A 19,606-nucleotide genomic window follows, 5' to 3' on the forward strand; every position below is an offset into this window, starting at 1 on the left:
GGGGATGCACCTATATCGGCTTTGAGAGGTTGGCGCGGGCGAGCGCCTCGCCAACCTGGTCAGGTCCGGAAGGAAGCAGCCACAACGAGCCCCGCTTGGGTCGATGTCCAACCTCTCACTTAGAACCCATCAGCCGCAGGAGGGCGTTTATGATTGTAGCAAATTCCCTTCGGGCAGACCGGTTCTGATCCTTTCCGATCAACTGACTGCCTGAACACATCACCAGCGGATGCGCGATTGCCATCCGGCGGGATTGCTGTTTCTGATCACAGGCAGACCAATGTTACTTTCCTTATCGGACCTCGGATGGTCCTCTCATTTCGCGGCTCAGCATGCGGCTGATCCGTCACTTCTACCGTATCGCATCTCGGCCGTACACCGGGATCGACTGATCGGGCTGAGCCCTGAAGGTGAATCGCCTTTGTTATCTCTGGATCAATCAACCGGCGCATATGCCGTTGGGGATTGGGTTCTGGCGGATGAAAACAAACGCATACGCCGAGTGCTGGACCGGCGCAGCCTGCTGCAGCGCCGGGCCGCAGGTACAGGGGCAGCGGCGCAGCTGATTGCTGCAAATGTTGATGTGCTGTTCATCGTTAGTTCCTGCAACGCCGATTTCAATATGCCACGATTGGAGCGGTATCTTGCGCTGGCACATCAGGCAGGCTGCTATCCGGTGGTCGTTCTGACCAAATCGGACATGTGCGATGATCCGAGCCTTTATGTAGATCAAGCCCAATCGCTCGCCCCGTTTCTGACGGTACTTGCGGTCAACGCGCTGGATCACGGCGATCTCGAACAAGTTCTGTCGTGGTGTCCGAAAGGACAAACCAGCGCCTTGCTTGGATCATCCGGCGTTGGGAAAACGACGCTCGCCAACGGGATGACGGGGCAGGATCAGGCCACCGCAGGTATTCGCGAAGACGATGCGCGCGGCAGGCACACAACAACCTCACGCGCCTTGCATCGCATGCGCAATGGCGGCTGGCTGATCGATACGCCCGGCATGCGCGCGTTACGTCTGCTAGATGCGCAAGAGGGGTTGGATGAGGTGTTCTCGGACATCTCAGACCTCAGCCTGAATTGCCGCTTCTCGGATTGTCAGCACGAGACCGAGCCCGGATGTGCGGTGCAGGCGGCAATCGACGCTGGTACGCTTGATCCCGCGCGGCTGGACCGCTGGCGCAAGCTGCGGCGCGAAGACCAACACAATTCCGCTTCGGTGGCGCAGGCCCGCGCCCGCGACAAGGCGTTCGGCAAGATGGTGCGCAGCGTGATGCACGAGAAAAAATCCCGTAAAGGGCTATAACGAAGCTGGGCACCGACCTACCGGTGCCCAGCGCTATCAGGCGATCAGTCTAGGCCAGACTGCCGCATTCCGTCTTGCGAATGCACCGATATGGCCGATCTTGGACACTCCTAATTCGCTTGGTGCAAGCAGATGGCGCCCGGCTTTGGGTCCATAGAGATCGGCAAGACGCCAGACAGCATCCGGCGGCACCATTTCATCATCTGCGAAGGTAAACAGATCGACACGTTTGCCCAAGTCTTTCCAGCGGGCGGCGGGCAGTGTCGTGCCGATCTCTGGCACATAGCTTTTGGGGGCGGTGCACCATTTGCGCCATTGCCAATAGACTTGGGCAGGCAGGTCCGATCCAAACCCGACCAACCGTCCGGGCAGGTAGCCAAGCGCCTTGACCACCAGCGGCGCGTGACCATACCAGAACAACGCCGCCAAAGCGCGATAAGGCCAAGGGTGATCCGCCAGCGTTACCAGACCCGAACAGACACAGATCATCCTGTCGATCTGATCGATATCGGGTTGGATCGGGCCAAACATTCCGCCCAAGGAATGACCGATGCTCCATAGCTTGGCCTGTGGAAACCGTCGGCGCATCTCGGCCCGGGCGGCTGGAATGTCGATCAACGCCCAATCGGCCATGGTGACATTTGACCGCTTTTGCGAACCCACCAAAGAGTGACCAAAATCCCGGTAGTCATAGGTCAGGCAGGCCATGCCCTGTTCTTCGGCGAGCCATCGGGCGAAGTGCTGATAGTAATCCCTCGGCACCCCAGTCGCACCGTTTATGACGACCACCTTTTCGGGGTCGGCAACCGGACGGTAAAGCCGCGCCGACAACATTGCCGGGTCGGACGGGATCTGAAAATCCTCGGTCACAACCGCCTGCTGCGTGTCCAACATGGTGCCCTCCAATACCGACTGAACTGATCAGTTCACCCGAAGCGCCTCAAGTCAAGGTTGACGTGGCTGGACCGTACGTCACTTGCCTGACGCAATCTTCTTGACTCGGGCACGGCGCAGCCGATAGCCATGTCGCGATGGTTCTCGCGCCCAATCGGGCCGGGATGAAAAGGGAACACGGTGCGGTTCTGCACGGAGAAAACCGGAAAGAACCTAGTCCGAGACTGCCCCCGCAACTGTAAGCGGAGAGCAATGCCGAGATACCACTGGCCTTGAAGGCTGGGAAGGTCGGCAAAGCGATGACCCGCAAGTCAGGAGACCTGCCATCAGATGTAGAACCGAAACTCGGGCGGGGTGTCCGGGACGGGTTTGATCGTGCTCTGCACCGACCAACCTGTGCCACGCCCTCGCCCTGCGCGCGGAGGGCGCATTGATGATCTGGAAGACTAAAACGCACGAATTCGCGGCGACCGTGTGCCAACGTACTGGGGCAACCTGCCCCGCACTGGCGCAAATGGCGCGGGCTCTGACGCAGGCCATGTCCACCACAAAACCGGTCACAAAATCTGGGTTTGAGATTGAAGGCAGTATTGACCTGTCGCACTGCCCAGAGGGATGTACCGCCCGCTTTCGCGCCCAATGCGACCAGATACGTGTATTCTGCGGAACCGATCCTGAAATCGATACCGGCCGGCTGGATGACTACGCAGACATGATGTTCGGAACCGAGTACCGCAGCCTACCCGCAGACCTGCTAAGGAATCCTCCTTGCGCCATGCTTGAGGCTTCGCTTCTGGTGCAGCACAACGGTGGCGAAATCTCGCCACATGTTGGTGTCTAAGCCGTCAAACGGCTTGAACACGGGCCGGTTCAACGGCCCAAAGCATCTGGGCATTTGTCTCGACTGCGCAAGGACGCACCGTACGCAATCGCTTCAATGCCGCCTCAGGCCGTTCACCGCATTCAACCATCAGACGCAGAACCACCATCCCGGATCGGCCACAGCCACCACGGCAATGCACTAGCACACGGCCACCACCTGACAACGCCTGACGGGCAGTCGCGCCAACGCGGGGCCAGCGGTCCAAAATCTCTTTGGGTGGCGTGCCAAAATCTTCGATCGGCAAATGCACCCATCTGCTGGCACGCCCCTGAATATCAGCGCCAAAATTCCGCGCACCATCCTGAATCATCTCGACCTCAGTCGTCATCGAGATCACAAGTCCCGGCTTCCAGTCTGCGATAAGATCGAGGTCTTCGGTATAAGTGCCTCCGCGCCCGGGCATCGATGACAAGGCCAAGGTGCCTCCGCCAACCTGCAACGCATAAACCACCAGTTGCGACATAATCTCCCCCCAAACAAACTTCACCCAACAACATACTGGTCCAGTAAATAGAATAGAGTGGATTTTAGCCGCATACCCACGCATTCCAAAATGAAAATCGTCCCGGCCGGCTGTGGACGCGGGCGGCGGGGGCCTCTACGCTGCGGCGTAACGCGAATCCGACAGAGCAGACATGACCGAGACGCCCAGCCCCGCCTACCAGGTTCTTGCCCGCAAATACCGCCCCGAAACCTTTGCCGATCTAGTCGGTCAGGACGCCATGGTGCGCACTCTGAAAAACGCCTTCGAGGCGGACCGGATCGCGCAGGCCTTCATCATGACCGGCATCCGCGGTACCGGCAAGACGACGACCGCTCGGATCATAGCCAAGGGTATGAACTGCATCGGTCCCGATGGCAGCGGCGGCCCTACCACCGAACCCTGCGGTCAATGTGAACACTGCGTAGCCATCATGGAGGGCCGCCATGTCGATGTGATGGAGATGGACGCCGCCAGCCGCACCGGTGTCAATGACATCCGCGAGATCATCGACAGCGTCCGCTATCGCGCTGCGTCCGCGCGCTACAAGATCTATATCATCGACGAGGTTCACATGCTGTCGACCAGCGCTTTCAACGCGCTGCTCAAGACGCTGGAAGAACCCCCCGAACACGTGAAGTTCATCTTTGCCACCACCGAGATTCGCAAGGTCCCGGTGACCGTCCTGTCCCGTTGCCAGCGCTTTGATCTGCGCCGGATCGAGCCGGAGGATATGATCGGACTGCTGCGCAAAATTGCAGGTGCCGAGGGGGCACAGATTGCCGAGGATGCGTTGTCGTTGATCACCCGGGCCGCCGAGGGATCGGCGCGGGATGCGACCTCACTGCTGGATCAAGCGATCTCGCACGGGGCCGGTGAAACCAGCGCGGATCAGGTGCGCGCGATGCTGGGGCTGGCCGATCGGGGCCGGGTGCTGGATCTGATGGATATGATCCTGCGCGGCGATGCTGCAGGCGCGTTGACCGAGCTGAGCGGGCAATATGCCGAAGGGGCTGATCCACTCGCCGTCTTACGCGATCTGGCTGAAATCACGCATTGGGTTTCGGTGGTCAAGATCACCCCGGATGCCGCCGAAGATCCCACCGTTTCCCCCGACGAACGCGCCCGAGGTCAACAAATGGCCGAGGCTCTGCCCATGCGAGTCCTTACACGCATGTGGCAAATGCTGCTGAAAGCGCTCGAGGAAGTTTCCGCCGCACCCAACGCAATGATGGCTGCGGAAATGGCCGTGATCCGCCTGACCCATGTGGCCGACTTGCCTAGCCCGGAGGAGCTGATCAAGCGTCTGCAAGATACGCCTCCGCCGCCCAATGGTGGCCCCGGCAAGGGAATCGGTGCGCCCGGACATGCTCCTTCCGCGCCACAGGCTGTGGCCCGACCGGCCTATGCCGCATCGGGGATTGGCGGCAGCGCGGGCGGGCCAACGGCCGCGCTGGCCCAGGATGTGCAGGCAGCGCTGGCACGTTATCCTACATTTGAACATGTGGTTGAACTGATCCGAGCCAACCGGGACGTGAAGCTGCTAGTCGAGGTCGAAAACGGCGTGCGTCTGGTTTCCTATCAACCGGGCAGGATCGAGTTCGCACCGACCGACAACGCCCCGACCGACCTGTCGCAACGATTGGGCGCGTCGCTGCAGCGTTGGACAGGCAACCGCTGGGCTGTTTCTATTGTCTCTGAGGGCGACGCCCCGACGATTGCCGAGGTTCGGGATGCCGCTGAGCTGGCCCTGAAGGCCGAGGCGGAACAGCACCCTCTGGTGCAAGCAGTGCTGACCCATTTCCCCAAAGCGCGGATTAAGAGCATCGAAAGCGCCGAACAACGCGCCGCTCAGGTCGAAATCGAGGCCCTGCCCGAGGTTGAAGACGAATGGGACCCGTTCGAAGAAGACTGACCTTCGTGCATAGCGCCCCTCACCCAAATGCTCCCGCACCCGCCGCGGGCCATCGGCTGACGCCGATACCCCTGAGCGGCTTTGGACCCGGCAGCGCGCCTTACTCGCCGCCGGGCCCAACGGGAGGAAAGGTCTTGCCAAAGACCTTGACGACAGGCGGGAGTATCCTGACCTCTTGTGCCGCGCGGTTACGCTTCGTATCTAGGCCACAAATCGAGTGACAGGAGATTACCGATGCTAAAAGGTTTAGGCGGCTTGGGTGACATGGCCAAGATGATGAAATCCGCGCAGGATCTGCAGACCAAGATGACAGATATGCAGGAAGAGCTGAACACCATCATGGTCGTCGGCGAATCCGGTGCCGGGCTGGTCAAGGCCACCGCGACCGCCAAGGGTGAGCTGAAAGGTCTGGATATCGACCCGTCGATCTTTAACGGTGACGACAAGGAAGTAGTCGAAGACCTCATCCTCGCCGCGATCAAGGACGCCCAAACCAAGGCGCAGGAACGTTCGCAGGCAGAAATGGCCAAGCTGACCGAAAGCATGGGCCTGCCCGCAGACATCAAGCTGCCGTTCTGATACACCCTCCTGACGGATCTATGGCCGGGGCGTGTTTCCCTGGCCCAATTGCGAGGGTCTCACGGTGAGTTCGAACAGTGACATCGACAATCTGATCGACCTGATGGCCAAGCTGCCCGGTCTCGGCCCCCGCTCGGCCCGCCGCGCAGTCCTGCACCTGATCCGCAAACGCGCCCTGCTGCTGACGCCGCTTTCTGACGCCATGCAGCAGGTAGCCGTAACTGCCCGTGAATGCCTGAACTGCGGCAATGTGGGCACCACTGATATCTGCGACATCTGCAATGATGAGGCCCGCGCAACCGGAGAACTGTGCGTAGTCGAAGACGTCGCAGATCTTTGGGCGATGGAGCGCGCCGGGGTCTTCAAGGGCCGCTATCACGTTTTGGGCGGCACGTTGTCGGCTTTGGACGGAGTCGGCCCGGATGAATTGCGCATCCCCCGGTTGAAGGACCGGGTTGTGGCCGAGAGTATCACCGAGATCATCCTCGCCCTGAACGCCACCGTCGATGGTCAGACCACCGCCCACTACATCGCGGATCAGTTGGAGGGGCAGGTTCGTCTGACATCCCTGGCACAAGGTGTGCCGATTGGGGGCGAGTTGGACTATCTGGATGATGGGACGATTACGGCGGCTTTGCGGGCGAGGAAGGAAATCTGACAAAGTGTGTTCGGCATGCACTGTCAATCTACACTAGAAATTAGCTTGTGGGTAATTCAGGAAACCGCATTGACCAAGTACCCCGATCTGTTTGTCCTAAGACATGGCGAAACCGAGTGGAATACCTTGGGCAAGTTTCAAGGCCGCAAGAACTCTCCGCTAACGGAAACCGGTATCTATCAGGCGCGGCAGCAGAGGGAGATACTTGGCCGTATCCCCAACCACCCCAAACGCGTGTTCGTCAGCCCGCAGGAGCGGGCGCAACACACCGCAAGGCTGGCGATTGCACCCCAGTTTGATTTCGCAAACGATGACCGGTTAACGGAAATCGCATTTGGCCAATGGGAAGGCGCGACGCGGGAATTCATTCGGACTCAAATCGATTGCCCATACGAGTCCTATCATTGGTATTTTCGCAGCCCGGATGGCGAAAGCTTTGACGAGATCTATGAGAGGGTACAATCGTTCTTAGACGAGCAAGACGAATCCGCAATCGTGGTGACGCACGGGGTTACGTCACTGATATTGCGCGGGATTTGGCTGGGCCTTGGCATCAACGATCTGTTAAAACTTCCCAGGACCCAAGGATGTGTTTTCCGCCTGTCAAACGGCACCGAGACGATCTTGACCAAGACGGGTAGTTTGCAATGATCTTGGCGGATAAGTGTTTTTGGTGTCCTTTAGATTCAAATCTCAAATTAGCTTGAAAAACGAACAGAGTTAAATTCCACTGAGCGAAAGACTTGGAGCACATAATGACCCGCCTTCTCGCACTCACCTTAGCCGCCTTCGCCGCCACTGCTGCCCTGTCGCAGGAACTTATCGACAAAGGTTTTGTCGAAGGCTGGAACATCATGATGGACCCCAATCTTGGCAATGGGTGCCTGATACAAACCGTGTATCAGGACCTCTCGGTGGTGCGGCTAGGCTATGACGCGTTGGATAATCGCGGGTATTTCACCGTTTACAACAAGGCTTGGGGCGACATTAAACCGGGGGAACAATACCCAATCCGGTTTGAGCTGGACGGCAAGAGCTTTGATGCCACCGCCATCGGGTTCAAGCAGGATCGCGTGCCCGGCGCGACGGTGTTCTTTACGGACCGGAGTTTCGTCACCTCGATTGCGCAGAACAAGACCATGACCGTCTACAATCCCGAAGGTCAAACCGTCATGGCGATTGATCTGAAAGGCACCGCCAAAGCGCTGGATTATGCGCGCGACTGCCAGAACAAAAAACTCTAACGAATCGGATCAAACACCGCGTCTTTAGCGGTGCAATCACGGATCACGTCGCGGCCACAGGGCACCGGGTCAAGATTGCGGGACAGGCATAGGCGGACTTCTTCGATATAGCCTTGCTTACAGGTGATGGTGATCATGTCAGGCTCGAGCGTGGGATTGGCCTTGAGAAAGGCCTCTTCCACCACCGAAGCGGGCAGTTTGACCGTCGCGTCCAGCTTGCGGAACACCTCGGGGCGCGCAACTCCTGCATAAGCCTGCCGTGAAAGGGCGAAATAGTCGGGTGCACTGAGGCCCGAACAGGTGCCGTGCTTTTTCCATTGATGCCAGGCCAACCCGGATGAGCCCTGAATATCCTCCATTTCCCGCGTCATGCGGCGTGTGGGTGGCGCTTCGGACGTGCGACAATACGAAGGCCAGCCCTGATGGAATTGCGGCCAGAGCCCATGCAATATCCACCCATGATCGTGTCGCGTGTCGCACTGATCCGAGCCGCGCGCATCGCCTTCGCGGGCGCACCAATTGGGCGACCAGCTGAGCGACAGGACGTAGTAGTCAAAATCGCCCGCCTTTTCGCCCTCGGCCATCGCAGCCATGGCACTCAGCACCCACAAAATCGCCCAGCGCATTCGCCTCTTCCCTTCTTTAGCTGTCGCGACTATATAGGCCCCAAGTTCCCCGACAACGGAAACCTGCCCCATAGCTTCGGGGCCGCCGAATTCCGGCGACGGGACAGATGTATTTATAGGAGACGGGCTGATGGCAAAACCGCTTATGGCCAAGGCAACCGCCGTATGGCTGGTGGACAACACCACGATCAGCTTCAAGCAGATCGCGGATTTCGTAGGCATGCACGAGCTGGAAGTGCAGGGTATTGCGGATGGTGATGTGGCTGCAGGTGTCAAAGGGTTTGACCCGATTGCCAACAACCAGCTGACTCAGGAAGAAATTGACACCGCGCAAAACAACCCGCTGCACAAGCTGAAGCTGAAATTCAATCCGGCGGCATCAGGCGAAGAGAAACGCCGTGGTCCGCGCTACACCCCGCTGTCCAAGCGTCAGGACCGTCCGAACTCGATCCTGTGGCTGGTCAAGTTCCACCCGGAACTCAGCGACGGCCAGATTGCCAAGCTGGTCGGCACCACCAAGCCGACCATCCAGTCGATCCGCGAGCGGACGCACTGGAACATCTCGAACATGCAGCCGATCGATCCGGTTGCCCTGGGTCTGTGCAAACAATCCGAACTGGATGCCATCGTGCAAAAGGCCGCGGCCAAGAAAGCAGCCGAAGGTGGCGTGATGAGCGATGATGAGCGTCGCAAACTGGTCTCGACCGAACAGTCGCTTGAGATGGATTCAGCGCCCAAGATCCCGACCGCGATCGAAGGTCTCGAGACATTCTCGTTGTCCGAGGACACCAACGAGAAGGAAGACGAAGAGCCCATCGTCGATGCGGATAGCTTCTTCAACCTGCCCAAGGGTGGTGGTGATGAAGAAGACGAAGACGATCTGCGCCCCTGAGATGCGCATGGTCCCGGCCTCGAATAGCCGGGACCCGATTTTTTGGGTGATTTGATGCTAAAGGTTCTATCCTTATTCTTCGACGCGCATCGTGCCGTTTCAATCTATGTGTTCCTGAAATCCTGGTGGTTGGCCATTACAGGTGCCGTAGTGATGATTGCGATAGTCGCTGGCTTGCTGTTGCTGAATGACGACGGCAAGCACGAGCACGAGGCGTTTCTCACCGTCGCGGTTTTGTCGGCGACACCGATCAATGGCGATCTCAAGAACGGGGTCATTGCTTCGGTGCGCTTGCCGGATGGCTCAGCAGCATCAATCACCTCGACCGAAGGGCCGATTGCTCAGACAGTTGGAACCCAAGCCTGTATCGAGAAACGGGTTTTCGTTGAAAGTGGAGAGCCAAGGTATCGGTTCAAACTGCCACGATATTGCGAAGCGAGCTAGAAAAGCAAAACCGCCCGATGGCTCAACCGGGCGGTTTTTTTTGTTCAGATCATCTGAAACAGGATGCCTGCTACGATAGCGCCGCTGATGCCCAATCCCAGATAGGTGGCAAAGACGCGCGGTTTCACCAGTGACCACACGGCCGCCATCGCAGGTATCGAACTGACGGCGCCGGCCACCATGAACGACATCGCAGCACCCGCACTCATACCCTGCTCCATCAGACCCGCAAGAAGCGGTGGTGCGACGTAGGAGTTCAGATAGGCAGGCATTCCGACCAAGGCAGCGATGACAATTGGCACAACACCCTCACCACCAACAACGCGGGCGATCAGGTCTGCCGGAACATAGCTGACCAGCAATGCTTCGAGCACGTAGGCAAATGCCAGCCATTTGAGCAGGAACAGGCCATTGTGAACGAACTCAACCCGAAAGCGCGTCCGACGGTCAGGGTCTTGCCAGAACTTCCAGACGGGTTTGTCATCTTGCTTTGGTCCGCAACCGCAGCAACCAGCGGGTTTGTATTCACGCAACGGCTGCGCAAAGGCACCTCCCCGCATCAGGGTGCGCACGGCAAACCCGCCGAACAAACCCAACGCGACAGCAGCAACCGCTTTACCAATTGCAAACGGCCAACCCAGCGCACCCGCAGTAATCAGCAACGTCGGGGGGTCGATCAACGGTGAACTGAGCCAGAATGCCATCACGGCCGACAATGGCGCACCCAGAGCCAGCAATCCCGCGATGAATGGGATCACTTCGCAGGAACAAAATGGGGCCAGCCCGCCAAACAACGCGGCCAGAAAGATCATCCGTGTCTCGCGACCCTCAAATGCGCGGGCGACCATGACTTCGGCCCCGGTTGCCTTCAGGTATGATAGCAGCAGAACAGCAAACAGGATGTACTGGCCCGTATGCGCAAGCGCTTTGGCGGCAAAACTCACAACCTCGGTCCAGTTGCCCGGATCAAGAATGGCCACCAGTGCCAGTATGACCACGATCAGAGCCCAGGGCGTTTTGATCAGGTCGATCAGGTTTCTGGAAAGTGGCTTGGGGTTTTGGGTCAGTTCAGCCATCGTTTGCGGCCTTTCCGATTTCGTCTGCGCAGCATTCACTAAGGATGAACTGCGCCAGGTTTCTCAATTCGTCAAAGCACGCGCGGTTGATCGTGCTACGCCCGATCTTCTCTTGCTCAACTACTCCGCCAGCAGCCAGAAACCGCAGATGATGCGCCAGAGTCGAGGGCGCGATTCCTGTCCTCGTTTGAATTTCTCCAACGGTCAGGCCTGCTTCCCCAGCACGAACCAAGGTCTTAAGAACCTTCAATCGGGCTTCCGAGCCCATGGCAGAGAAACCTGCGGCAGCTTCTTCCCACATCCTTTACCTCCATTAAACTAGATTACTGGTTATTTAGTTTAATTCGTATCCTGCGTCAACCACACGTGTGCGTAAAACTCCCAACATGGTTCGCAGGGCCATAAGTCCAGATTGCCACCGCCTTAGGTCCAACCTATAACGATGCAATGGGTATTTCGGTCGACACATTCTTTTTGGAACGCAATGGGCAAGGCACCTTACAGGCGCAGCTGCAACAGCTGATTGCCGAAGGCATTCTGTCAGGACGCTTCCACGTCGGGGAAAAGCTGCCCTCGTCCCGTAAACTTGCTGCCCATTTGGGTGTCAGCCGGATTACGGTCACGCTTGCCTATACTGAACTGCTGGCCAATGATTACCTGACCGCCAAAGGCCGGTCGGGATACTATGTTTCCGAAAATGCGCCAGTGCCGCCGACCTACACGCCAGTGCGGCGCGACACCGAAGTGGTTGACTGGGATCAGGCGTTTGCTCGCCGTTTCTCGGGCGGTGATGTGCTGACAAAACCCAGCAACTGGCGTGACTACCGCTATCCCTTCATTTATGGCCAAGTCGACAGAAAGCTGTTCGATCATGCAAACTGGCGTCTCTGCGCAGTTCGGGCGTTGGGACATAAGGACTTTGATTCTCTGACCGGGGACTATGTCGATCAAGATGACCCGCTGCTGCTTGAATTCATCGCCCGGCATACTCTTCCCCGCCGTGGAATTGTAGCCCGGCCCGAAGAAATCTTGATCACCCTGGGCGCTCAGAACGCCCTTTGGCTGGCGTCTCGCATATTGCTGAACCGGAACCGTAGGGCAGCGATCGAGGACCCCTGCTATTACGCCCTGCGCGATCTTCTGATTCACTCGGAATGCAAGCTGTCTTATCTGAAGGTCGACCGGGACGGGTTGCCCCCGGAAACAATCCCTGACGATACCGACGTCATATTCACCACCCCCAGCCACCAGAGCCCGACAACCGCGACCATGCCGGTGGACCGCCGACATGCACTGCTGCGTCGTGCCCGCGAATTGGATGCAATGATCGTCGAGGATGACTATGAATTTGAAATGTCATTTCTCGGAGCCCCGTCACCGGCGCTCAGGTCAATGGATCGCGATGGGCGGGTGATCTACGTGGGCAGCTTTTCCAAGTCGCTGTTTCCGGGGCTTCGATTGGGCTACATGGTCGGGTCCGAACCCTTTATCCGTGAAGCGCGCGCCCTGCGATCTCTGGTCTTGCGTCACCCTCCTGGCCACATGCAGCGAACCGCAGCCTACTTCCTATCGCTCGGCCACTATGATGCTCAGATCCGGCGCATGTCTAAAACGCTGCAACGCCGTCGCGAAGCGATTGAGGAGGCGATTGGACAATATGGTCTGACTGTTGCTGGGCGCGGGATGCTGGGCGGATCATCGATCTGGATGCAAGCGCCGCTGCATGTAGACACCAGCAAACTGGCCCGAGACCTGCAGCGCCAAAGCGTCCATATCGAACCGGGTGAGGCATTTTTTTCAAGCCAGAACAGGCCAAAGAACTTTTATCGGCTGGGCTACTCTTCAATCTCGTCGGATCGTATCGAACCGGGAATCCAACAGATTGCTGAAGCGATCCGGCGTTCTTAAGCACTCTGGACTTAAACCGCTACCGGTTCTGGCCCTAACGCCACAGACACCCGTACGCCAAAACCGATCAGAAAACTGGGTGCAAAACCCCCGTTCCATCCTTCTATGATCGGAGATTACGCAGATGAAGATGACCACTGAAGAAGCCTTTGTAAAAACCCTGCAGATGCATGGCATCGAACATGCGTTCGGTATCATCGGCTCGGCCATGATGCCGATCTCCGACATCTTTGGCAAAGCAGGCATCACTTTCTGGGATTGTGCCCACGAAGGGTCCGGCGGCATGATGGCTGACGGCTACACCCGCGCAACCGGCAAGATGTCGATGATGATCGCCCAGAACGGCCCCGGCATCACCAATTTTGTGACCGCCGTCAAAACTGCCTATTGGAACCACACTCCGCTGCTGCTGGTCACTCCGCAGGCCGCAAACAAGACCATGGGTCAAGGTGGATTCCAGGAAATGGAGCAGATGCGCATGTTCGCAGACTGCGTTTGCTACCAGGAAGAGGTGCGTGACCCCAGCCGTATGGCCGAGGTTCTGAGCCGCGTAATCATGAACGCCAAGCGCGCTTCGGCACCTGCGCAGATCAACGTTCCGCGCGACTTCTTCACTCAGGTGATCGACATCGAGCTGCCTGCTGTTGTTGAGTTTGAACTGCCTTCGGGTGGTGCATCGGCCGTATCCGAAGCTGCCGCTCTGCTGTCGAACGCAAAGAACCCCGTTATCCTGAACGGTGCAGGCACCGTTCTGTCGAAAGGCGGCATCGAAGCGTCGAAAGCACTGGCCGAGCGTCTGGACGCTCCGGTTTGCGTTGGCTACCAGCACAATGACGCTTTCCCCGGCTCGCACCCACTGTTCGCTGGCCCGCTGGGCTATAACGGCTCAAAAGCCGGTATGCAGCTGATCAAGGAAGCAGACGTTGTTCTGTGCCTCGGTACACGCCTGAACCCGTTCTCGACCCTTCCAGGCTACGGCATGGAGTACTGGCCTGCAGATGCAAAGATCATTCAGGTCGACATCAACCCCGACCGCATCGGCCTGACCAAGAAGGTTTCGGTTGGTATCGTGGGCGATGCGGCGAGCGTTGCCACCAGCATCCTGAACCAACTGTCCGACACAGCCGGTGACGAAGGCCGCGACGCGCGCAAGGCTAAGATCGCCGAAACCAAATCGCGTTGGGCGCAAGAGTTGACCTCGATGGACCACGAGCAGGACGATCCGGGCACCACGTGGAACGAACGCGCGCGCGCTGCCAAGCCGGACTGGCTGAGCCCGCGCAAAGCATGGCGCGCGATCCAGTCCGCGCTGCCGAAAGAGGCGATCATCTCGTCCGACATCGGCAACAACTGCGCCATCGGCAACGCCTATCCTTCGTTTGAAGAAGGCCGCAAGTATCTGGCCCCCGGCCTGTTCGGCCCCTGTGGCTATGGTCTGCCTTCGGTCATTGGCGCGAAGATCGGCTGCCCGGATGTACCAGTTGTCGGCTTCTCTGGCGACGGTGCCTTTGGCATTGCAGTCACTGAACTGACCGCCATCGGTCGCGAAGAATGGCCAGCCATCACTCAGGTTGTGTTCCGCAACTACCAGTGGGGTGCGGAAAAGCGCAACTCGACCCTGTGGTTCGATGACAACTTCGTCGGCACCGAGTTGGACACAAAAGTGTCCTATGCCGGCATCGCCAACGCCTGTGGCCTGAAAGGCGTCATCGCACGCACTCAGGATGAGCTGACGGCGGCGCTGAGCCAGGCGATCGAGGATCAGAAGAACGGCATCACCACCCTGATCGAAGCAATGATCAATCAGGAACTGGGTGAACCCTTCCGTCGCGACGCGATGAAGAAGCCGGTTGAGGTTGCAGGTATCGACGCAAGCGACATGCGTCTGCAGCAGGTTTGATTGCTGTCAAAAACATAAGTCGGACCGGGTTCAACCGGTCCCCTTAAAAAAAGCAGAGGAAGGGGGTGCCTGCACTCTCTTCCTCTATATGGTTGAGCCCGGTGTGCTTACGCTCCAGTGTGTTCAACACGTACAGGTACCAAGGCGATCCGCCACAGGGAGAGACAGCGTGAATCAACAACCGAACCTCAACCTATCCCCACCCGTGTCAGACGAGATCCGCCGGACCACGTGCTATATGTGTGCCTGCCGCTGCGGTATCAACGTGCACATGAAGGATGGGAAGGTCGCCTATATCGAAGGCAATCGGGATCATCCGGTAAACAAGGGCGTTCTCTGCGCCAAAGGCAGCGCGGGGATTATGCAGGTGAACGCCCCGTCGCGCCTACGCGCACCGCTCAAACGCGTCGGCCCGCGTGGGTCTGGCGAGTTCGAAGAGATCAGTTGGGACGAGGCGCTCGAGATCGCTGTCGGTTGGCTAAAACCGATCCGCGAAGACAATCCTGAGAAACTGGCCTTTTTCACCGGCCGTGATCAGAGCCAGAGCTTCACCAGTTTCTGGGCACAGAATTTCGGCACCTGTAACTATGCGGCCCATGGCGGGTTCTGTTCGGTCAACATGGCAGCCGGTGGCATCTACACGATGGGCGGTGCATTCTGGGAATTCGGTCAGCCCGACTGGGATCACACCAAGCTGTTCATGCTGTTCGGCGTGGCAGAAGACCACGACAGCAACCCGATTAAAATGGGCATCGGCAAGATCAAGGCGCGCGGTGCCCGTGTGATTGGGGTAAATCCGATCCGCTCGGGCTATAACGCCGTGGCAGATGATTGGGTCGGCATCACCCCCGGTACCGATGGCCTGTTCATCTTGTCGATGATCCATGTGCTGATGAAGGCAGGCAAAATCGATCTGGATTACCTAAGTCGCTACACCAACGCGCCGGTCCTGATCAACGCATCCGACGGTCCGGAAAAGGGTCTGTTCCTGAAAGACCATGACGGCAAGCCATTGGTCATCGACCGCAATACCGGCAAGCTGACTGCTTTCGACACCCCCGGCGTCCGCCCTGACCTATCAGCGACCTACGAAAAGGACGGTGTCACCCACCGCCCCGTCTTCCACCACATGGCAGAACGGTATCTGGCGGATGAATACGCCCCCGAGGCAATCGCAGATAAATGCGGCGTACCGGCGACCCGCATTCGCGCGATTGCTGGCGAGCTCGCCCGTGTGGCCTTTGATGAAGCGTTCGAACTGGACCATGAATGGACCGATTTCCGGGGCGAGAAGCACTCGAAGATGATTGGTCGCCCCGTCGCGATGCACTCGATGCGTGGTGTCTCAGCCCATGCCAATGGTTTCCAGACCTGCCGCGCCCTACATGTATTGCAGATCCTGCTTGGAACGGTCGAAGTCCCCGGCGGCTTCCGCTTCAAGCCGCCCTACCCCAAGCCAGTTGAGGCGCATCCGACTCCGCATTGTAAGGTGACGCCGAATACACCGCTGGACGGGCCGCATCTGGGGTTTGTTCGCGGCCCCGAGCATCTGGCGCTGAAAGAAGACGGCAGCCCGGCGCGGATCGACAAAGCGTTTACATGGGAAAACCCGATGTCCAGCCACGGGCTGATGCACATGGTGATCTCGAATGCCCATGCAGGCGATCCCTACAAGATCGATACGTTGTTCATGTACATGGCCAACATGTCCTGGAATTCGACGATGAACACCAAGGGTGTCATGGACATGCTGACGGACAAGGATGAGAACGGCGACTACGTGATCCCGCATATCATCTATTCCGATGCTTATTCCTCGGAAATGGTGGCCTATGCCGACCTTATCCTGCCCGATACAACCTATCTGGAACGACACGACTGTATCTCGCTACTGGACCGCCCGATCTGCGAGGCCGAGGCAGCGGCAGACGCGATCCGCTGGCCGGTGATTGAACCCGACCGCGACGTACGCGGCTTCCAGTCGGTTCTGATCGATCTGGCCAACCGCATGGGCCTGCCCGGCTTTACCAACGATGATGGCAGCGCCAAGTGGACGGATTACGCCGACTATATCGTCAACCACGAACGCAAGCCGGGGATTGGACCGCTTGCCGGTTTCCGGGGCGAAAACGGCGACAAGGAAGGTCGTGGCGAGGTTAACCCCGACCAATTGAACCAATACATCGAGAATGGTGGCTTCTATGTCGCGCATATTCCCGAAGGTGCGGATTACTACAAACCTTGGAACACTGCCTATCAAGACTGGGCTGTGGGCATGGGTATCTATGACAGCCCACAGCCCTATCTATTCCAGCTCTATTCCGAGCCGATGCGTAAATTCCAACTGGCCGCCGAAGGCTACGGGGAACGCCAGCCCCCAGATCACCTGCGCGCGCAGATCCAAGATACAATGGACCCCCTGCCCATTTGGTACGAAACCGATCAGACCGGCAATGAAGGCTTCACCGTCAACGCTCTGACCCAGCGGCCAATGGCGATGTATCATAGTTGGGGCACACAAAACGCCTGGTTGCGTCAGCTGCATGGGCGCAACCCGCTATACGTCCCGACCAAGCTGATGCGTGAACACGGGCTGCAAGACGGCGATTGGGCCAAAGTCAGCTCTCCACATGGCGAGATCACGGTACCCGTCATGGAGATGGCTGCGCTGAACAACAATACCGTGTGGACTTGGAATGCCATCGGAAAGCGCAAAGGGGCCTGGGCCTTGCAGAAAGACGCCCCCGAGGCCACCAAGGGTTTCCTGCTCAACCACCTGATCCACGAGCTGCTGCCCCCCAAAGGTGACGGCCTGCGCTGGGCAAACTCTGATCCGATCACCGGTCAGGCCGCCTGGTTCGATCTGAAGGTAAAAATCGAAAAGGCCGCCGCTCCAAGCGATGCTGAAAGCCAGCCAGAATTCGCTCCAATCAAATCGCCGGTCGGGCAAGGGCCAAAGGATTTGGCCTGGAAGGTGGGCAAATGACCCGATCCGTTCTTCATCTGGCTATAAATATCTCGGGGTCTGGGGCAGAGCCCCAGCCCGCCCTGACCACAATCGCAGAGGCAAGGCAGTCATGACCCAGCTCCCCAAATCAACCGAACGCAAGATGGGTCTGGTCATTGATCTGGATACCTGCGTTGGCTGCCATGCCTGCGTCATTTCATGCAAAGGCTGGAACACCGAAAACTACGGCGCGCCACTGTCGGATCAGGATGCTTATGGTGCTGACCCTTCAGGCACCTTCCTGAACCGGGTGCACTCTTACGAGGTGCAACCCGCCGAAGGGCATGCCCAATTGATCCACTTCCCAAAATCCTGCCTGCATTGTGAAGACGCACCCTGCGTGACCGTCTGCCCCACCGGTGCCAGCTACAAGCGGGTCGAGGACGGCATCGTTCTGGTCAACGAAAGTGACTGTATCGGCTGCGGCTTGTGCGCATGGTCCTGTCCCTATGGCGCGCGCGAGCTGGATCAGGCCGAAGGCGTAATGAAGAAATGCACGCTTTGCGTCGATCGGATTTACAACGAGAACCTACCCGAGGTGGATCGTGTGCCTTCTTGTGTGCGCACCTGCCCGGCGGGTGCTCGGCATTTTGGCGATCTCGGCGACCCTGGCAGTGATGTCAGCAAGCTGGTCGTCGAACGTGGCGGCATGGACCTGATGCCTGAACAGGGCACCAAACCCGTCAACAAGTACCTGCCGCCCCGACCCAAGGACAAAATTGAGGAGCAGATTGACATCCTGGCCCCTCTGCTGGCCCCGGTCGCCGAAGAGCCCAAGGGTTTCCTCGGCTGGCTCGACAAGACCCTGGAGAAGCTCTGATGCACCCGGCACCTTCCGTTATCATCTTTACCACCCTGTCCGGCCTCGGATTTGGACTCTTGTTCTTCCTGGGGCTCGGCATACCTGACGTCTCGGGCTGGGTCGCGTTTGTGTTTTTTGCAATTGCCTATGGCTTGTCCGTTGGCGGTTTGCTCGCGTCGACATTCCACCTCGGCCACCCAGAGCGCGCCTGGAAAGCCTTCACCCAGTGGCGCTCAAGCTGGCTCAGCCGCGAGGGCTGGTGCGCGGTCATCGCGCTGCTCGTCATGGGGCTCTATGCAATTGGTGCGGTCTTTCTAGGCCAACGCTGGGGTGTGCTGGGCTGGATCGGGGCGGCATTCTCGCTGGCCACGGTCTTCACCACATCGATGATCTACACGCAGCTCAAGACCATCCCTCGCTGGAACATGAACCTGACACCGGCCATGTTCTTGTCGTTCAGCCTTGCAGGCGGTGCTTTGTTGGCCGGAGCGGAAGCGCTTGCCCCTTGGTTGCTGGCTATTGCCGGCGCTGTACAGCTTGCCTATTGGGCCAAGGGCGACGATGCGTTGTCCCGATCGGGAACCACGCTGGCAACCGCGACAGGGCTTGGTGAGCGAGGCGCTGTCCGCGCATTCGAACCACCTCATACAGGTACAAACTATCTGCTGCGTGAGTTTGTGCATGTGGTCGGTCGGAAGCATGCGCAGAAACTACGGATGATATCTTTTGGTCTGGCTTTTGTGCTGCCTTTACTGCTGCTTCTGATCCCCTTTGGCGGCGTTCTGATCAAGCATGTCTTTGCGCTTGTGGCGGTGTTGTCGCATGTCACCGGCGTTGCTGTTTCACGCTGGTTGTTCTTCGCGCAAGCAGAGCATGTGGTTGGGTTGTACTACGGCAAGCGTTGATGGGGGCTCTGCCCCCGTCGCGGCAAGCCGCGCCTCCCCCGAGGTATTTCTAGCCAGATGAAGTTTGGATCCCGAATTAAGAA

General features: G+C 58.4%; 19 protein-coding genes, 1 other RNA gene and 1 riboswitch. Of the genes, 15 read left to right on the top strand and 5 right to left on the bottom strand.

The features are described from left to right. Positions 1-22: 22 nt before the first annotated feature. Positions 23-121, top strand: an RNA gene (gene ffs / locus ACR0I1_RS07955) — signal recognition particle sRNA small type. Positions 122-280: 159 nt separating this feature from the next. Further along, positions 281-1,309: a ribosome small subunit-dependent GTPase A gene (rsgA, locus tag ACR0I1_RS07960; RefSeq protein WP_170611237.1), complete on the top strand. Its 1,029-nt coding sequence runs from the start codon at positions 281-283 to the stop codon at positions 1,307-1,309. A gap of 36 nt (positions 1,310-1,345) precedes the next feature. Here rsgA and ACR0I1_RS07965 read toward each other — a convergent pair whose 3' ends face one another. Continuing rightward, a complete protein-coding gene (locus ACR0I1_RS07965; protein WP_480705799.1) occupies positions 1,346-2,203 on the bottom strand; it encodes an alpha/beta hydrolase family protein in 858 nt (285 codons plus the stop codon). Positions 2,204-2,325: 122 nt separating this feature from the next. After that, positions 2,326-2,545: riboswitch (cobalamin riboswitch) on the top strand. A 91-nt stretch (positions 2,546-2,636) separates the two neighbouring features. On the opposite strand from ACR0I1_RS07965, the gene ACR0I1_RS07970 reads away from it, so the two are divergent. Further along, on the top strand, positions 2,637-3,044 hold the full coding sequence (locus ACR0I1_RS07970) for a hypothetical protein (protein ID WP_170625809.1): 408 nt from the start codon (positions 2,637-2,639) through the stop codon (positions 3,042-3,044). 4 nt (positions 3,045-3,048) lie between these two features. Here the strand turns inward: ACR0I1_RS07970 and ACR0I1_RS07975 are convergent, their stop codons facing one another. Beyond that, complete coding sequence (locus ACR0I1_RS07975) at positions 3,049-3,549, bottom strand: phosphatase domain-containing protein (RefSeq protein ID WP_170398687.1); 501 nt, start codon at positions 3,547-3,549, stop codon at positions 3,049-3,051. A 172-nt stretch (positions 3,550-3,721) separates the two neighbouring features. Between ACR0I1_RS07975 and ACR0I1_RS07980 the strand changes: the two genes are divergently transcribed. The 5 genes from ACR0I1_RS07980 to ACR0I1_RS08000 all read left to right on the top strand — a co-directional run bounded on the left by ACR0I1_RS07980 (position 3,722) and on the right by ACR0I1_RS08000 (position 7,963). Continuing rightward, positions 3,722-5,482, top strand: a complete 1,761-nt coding sequence (locus ACR0I1_RS07980; protein WP_480705801.1) for a DNA polymerase III subunit gamma/tau — start codon at positions 3,722-3,724, stop codon at positions 5,480-5,482. A gap of 234 nt (positions 5,483-5,716) precedes the next feature. Further along, positions 5,717-6,061, top strand: coding sequence for a YbaB/EbfC family nucleoid-associated protein (locus tag ACR0I1_RS07985; RefSeq protein ID WP_170398693.1), 345 nt, complete (start codon positions 5,717-5,719; stop codon positions 6,059-6,061). A gap of 64 nt (positions 6,062-6,125) precedes the next feature. Further along, positions 6,126-6,719 carry a recombination mediator RecR gene (gene recR, locus ACR0I1_RS07990; RefSeq protein WP_170398696.1) on the top strand — a complete coding sequence of 198 codons (594 nt, stop codon included), beginning with the start codon at positions 6,126-6,128 and terminating at the stop codon, positions 6,717-6,719. A 69-nt stretch (positions 6,720-6,788) separates the two neighbouring features. Continuing rightward, a complete protein-coding gene (locus tag ACR0I1_RS07995; protein ID WP_170398699.1) occupies positions 6,789-7,370 on the top strand; it encodes a histidine phosphatase family protein in 582 nt (193 codons plus the stop codon). Between the two features lie 104 nt (positions 7,371-7,474). Next, positions 7,475-7,963 (top strand): hypothetical protein, encoded by a 489-nt coding sequence (locus ACR0I1_RS08000; protein ID WP_170406567.1) that lies wholly within the window; start codon positions 7,475-7,477, stop codon positions 7,961-7,963. Here the strand turns inward: ACR0I1_RS08000 and ACR0I1_RS08005 are convergent. Continuing rightward, positions 7,960-8,589, bottom strand: a complete 630-nt coding sequence (locus tag ACR0I1_RS08005) for a ribonuclease T2 family protein (protein WP_170508836.1) — start codon at positions 8,587-8,589, stop codon at positions 7,960-7,962. The genes ACR0I1_RS08000 and ACR0I1_RS08005 overlap by 4 nt on opposite strands. A gap of 130 nt (positions 8,590-8,719) precedes the next feature. On the opposite strand from ACR0I1_RS08005, the gene ACR0I1_RS08010 reads away from it, so the two are divergent. Together ACR0I1_RS08010 and ACR0I1_RS08015 are read left to right on the top strand one after the other, a co-directional pair. Next, the gene (locus ACR0I1_RS08010) at positions 8,720-9,481 is read left to right on the top strand and encodes a DUF1013 domain-containing protein (protein WP_170398707.1); all 762 of its coding nucleotides are present in this window, start codon (positions 8,720-8,722) and stop codon (positions 9,479-9,481) included. Between the two features lie 54 nt (positions 9,482-9,535). Next, complete coding sequence (locus ACR0I1_RS08015; RefSeq protein ID WP_170398710.1) at positions 9,536-9,925, top strand: hypothetical protein; 390 nt, start codon at positions 9,536-9,538, stop codon at positions 9,923-9,925. Positions 9,926-9,969: 44 nt separating this feature from the next. Here ACR0I1_RS08015 and ACR0I1_RS08020 read toward each other — a convergent pair whose 3' ends face one another. Further along, positions 9,970-11,001 (bottom strand): permease, encoded by a 1,032-nt coding sequence (locus ACR0I1_RS08020; protein WP_480705804.1) that lies wholly within the window; start codon positions 10,999-11,001, stop codon positions 9,970-9,972. Then, positions 10,994-11,302: an ArsR/SmtB family transcription factor gene (locus ACR0I1_RS08025; protein WP_170398716.1), complete on the bottom strand. Its 309-nt coding sequence runs from the start codon at positions 11,300-11,302 to the stop codon at positions 10,994-10,996. Before ACR0I1_RS08025 ends, ACR0I1_RS08020 begins: the two co-directional genes overlap by 8 nt. A gap of 146 nt (positions 11,303-11,448) precedes the next feature. Here ACR0I1_RS08025 and pdxR point away from each other — a divergent pair, with 146 nt between their 5' ends. From pdxR to ACR0I1_RS08050, 5 genes are all read left to right on the top strand, one after another. Continuing rightward, the gene (gene pdxR / locus ACR0I1_RS08030) at positions 11,449-12,909 is read left to right on the top strand and encodes a MocR-like pyridoxine biosynthesis transcription factor PdxR (protein WP_170398719.1); all 1,461 of its coding nucleotides are present in this window, start codon (positions 11,449-11,451) and stop codon (positions 12,907-12,909) included. A 124-nt stretch (positions 12,910-13,033) separates the two neighbouring features. Further along, positions 13,034-14,809, top strand: coding sequence for a sulfoacetaldehyde acetyltransferase (xsc, locus tag ACR0I1_RS08035; protein ID WP_170425785.1), 1,776 nt, complete (start codon positions 13,034-13,036; stop codon positions 14,807-14,809). A 169-nt stretch (positions 14,810-14,978) separates the two neighbouring features. After that, positions 14,979-17,795, top strand: a complete 2,817-nt coding sequence (locus ACR0I1_RS08040; RefSeq protein WP_480705807.1) for a molybdopterin oxidoreductase family protein — start codon at positions 14,979-14,981, stop codon at positions 17,793-17,795. A 91-nt stretch (positions 17,796-17,886) separates the two neighbouring features. Next, a complete protein-coding gene (locus tag ACR0I1_RS08045) occupies positions 17,887-18,636 on the top strand; it encodes a 4Fe-4S dicluster domain-containing protein (RefSeq protein ID WP_480705808.1) in 750 nt (249 codons plus the stop codon). Beyond that, entirely contained in the window at positions 18,636-19,523 is an 888-nt protein-coding gene (locus ACR0I1_RS08050) for a DmsC/YnfH family molybdoenzyme membrane anchor subunit (protein WP_170398731.1), read from the top strand. The genes ACR0I1_RS08045 and ACR0I1_RS08050 overlap by 1 nt, the downstream gene beginning before the upstream one ends. The last annotated feature ends 83 nt before the right edge of the window (positions 19,524-19,606 follow it).

The sequence above is a fragment of the Ruegeria sp. B11 genome (genome assembly GCF_056539785.1).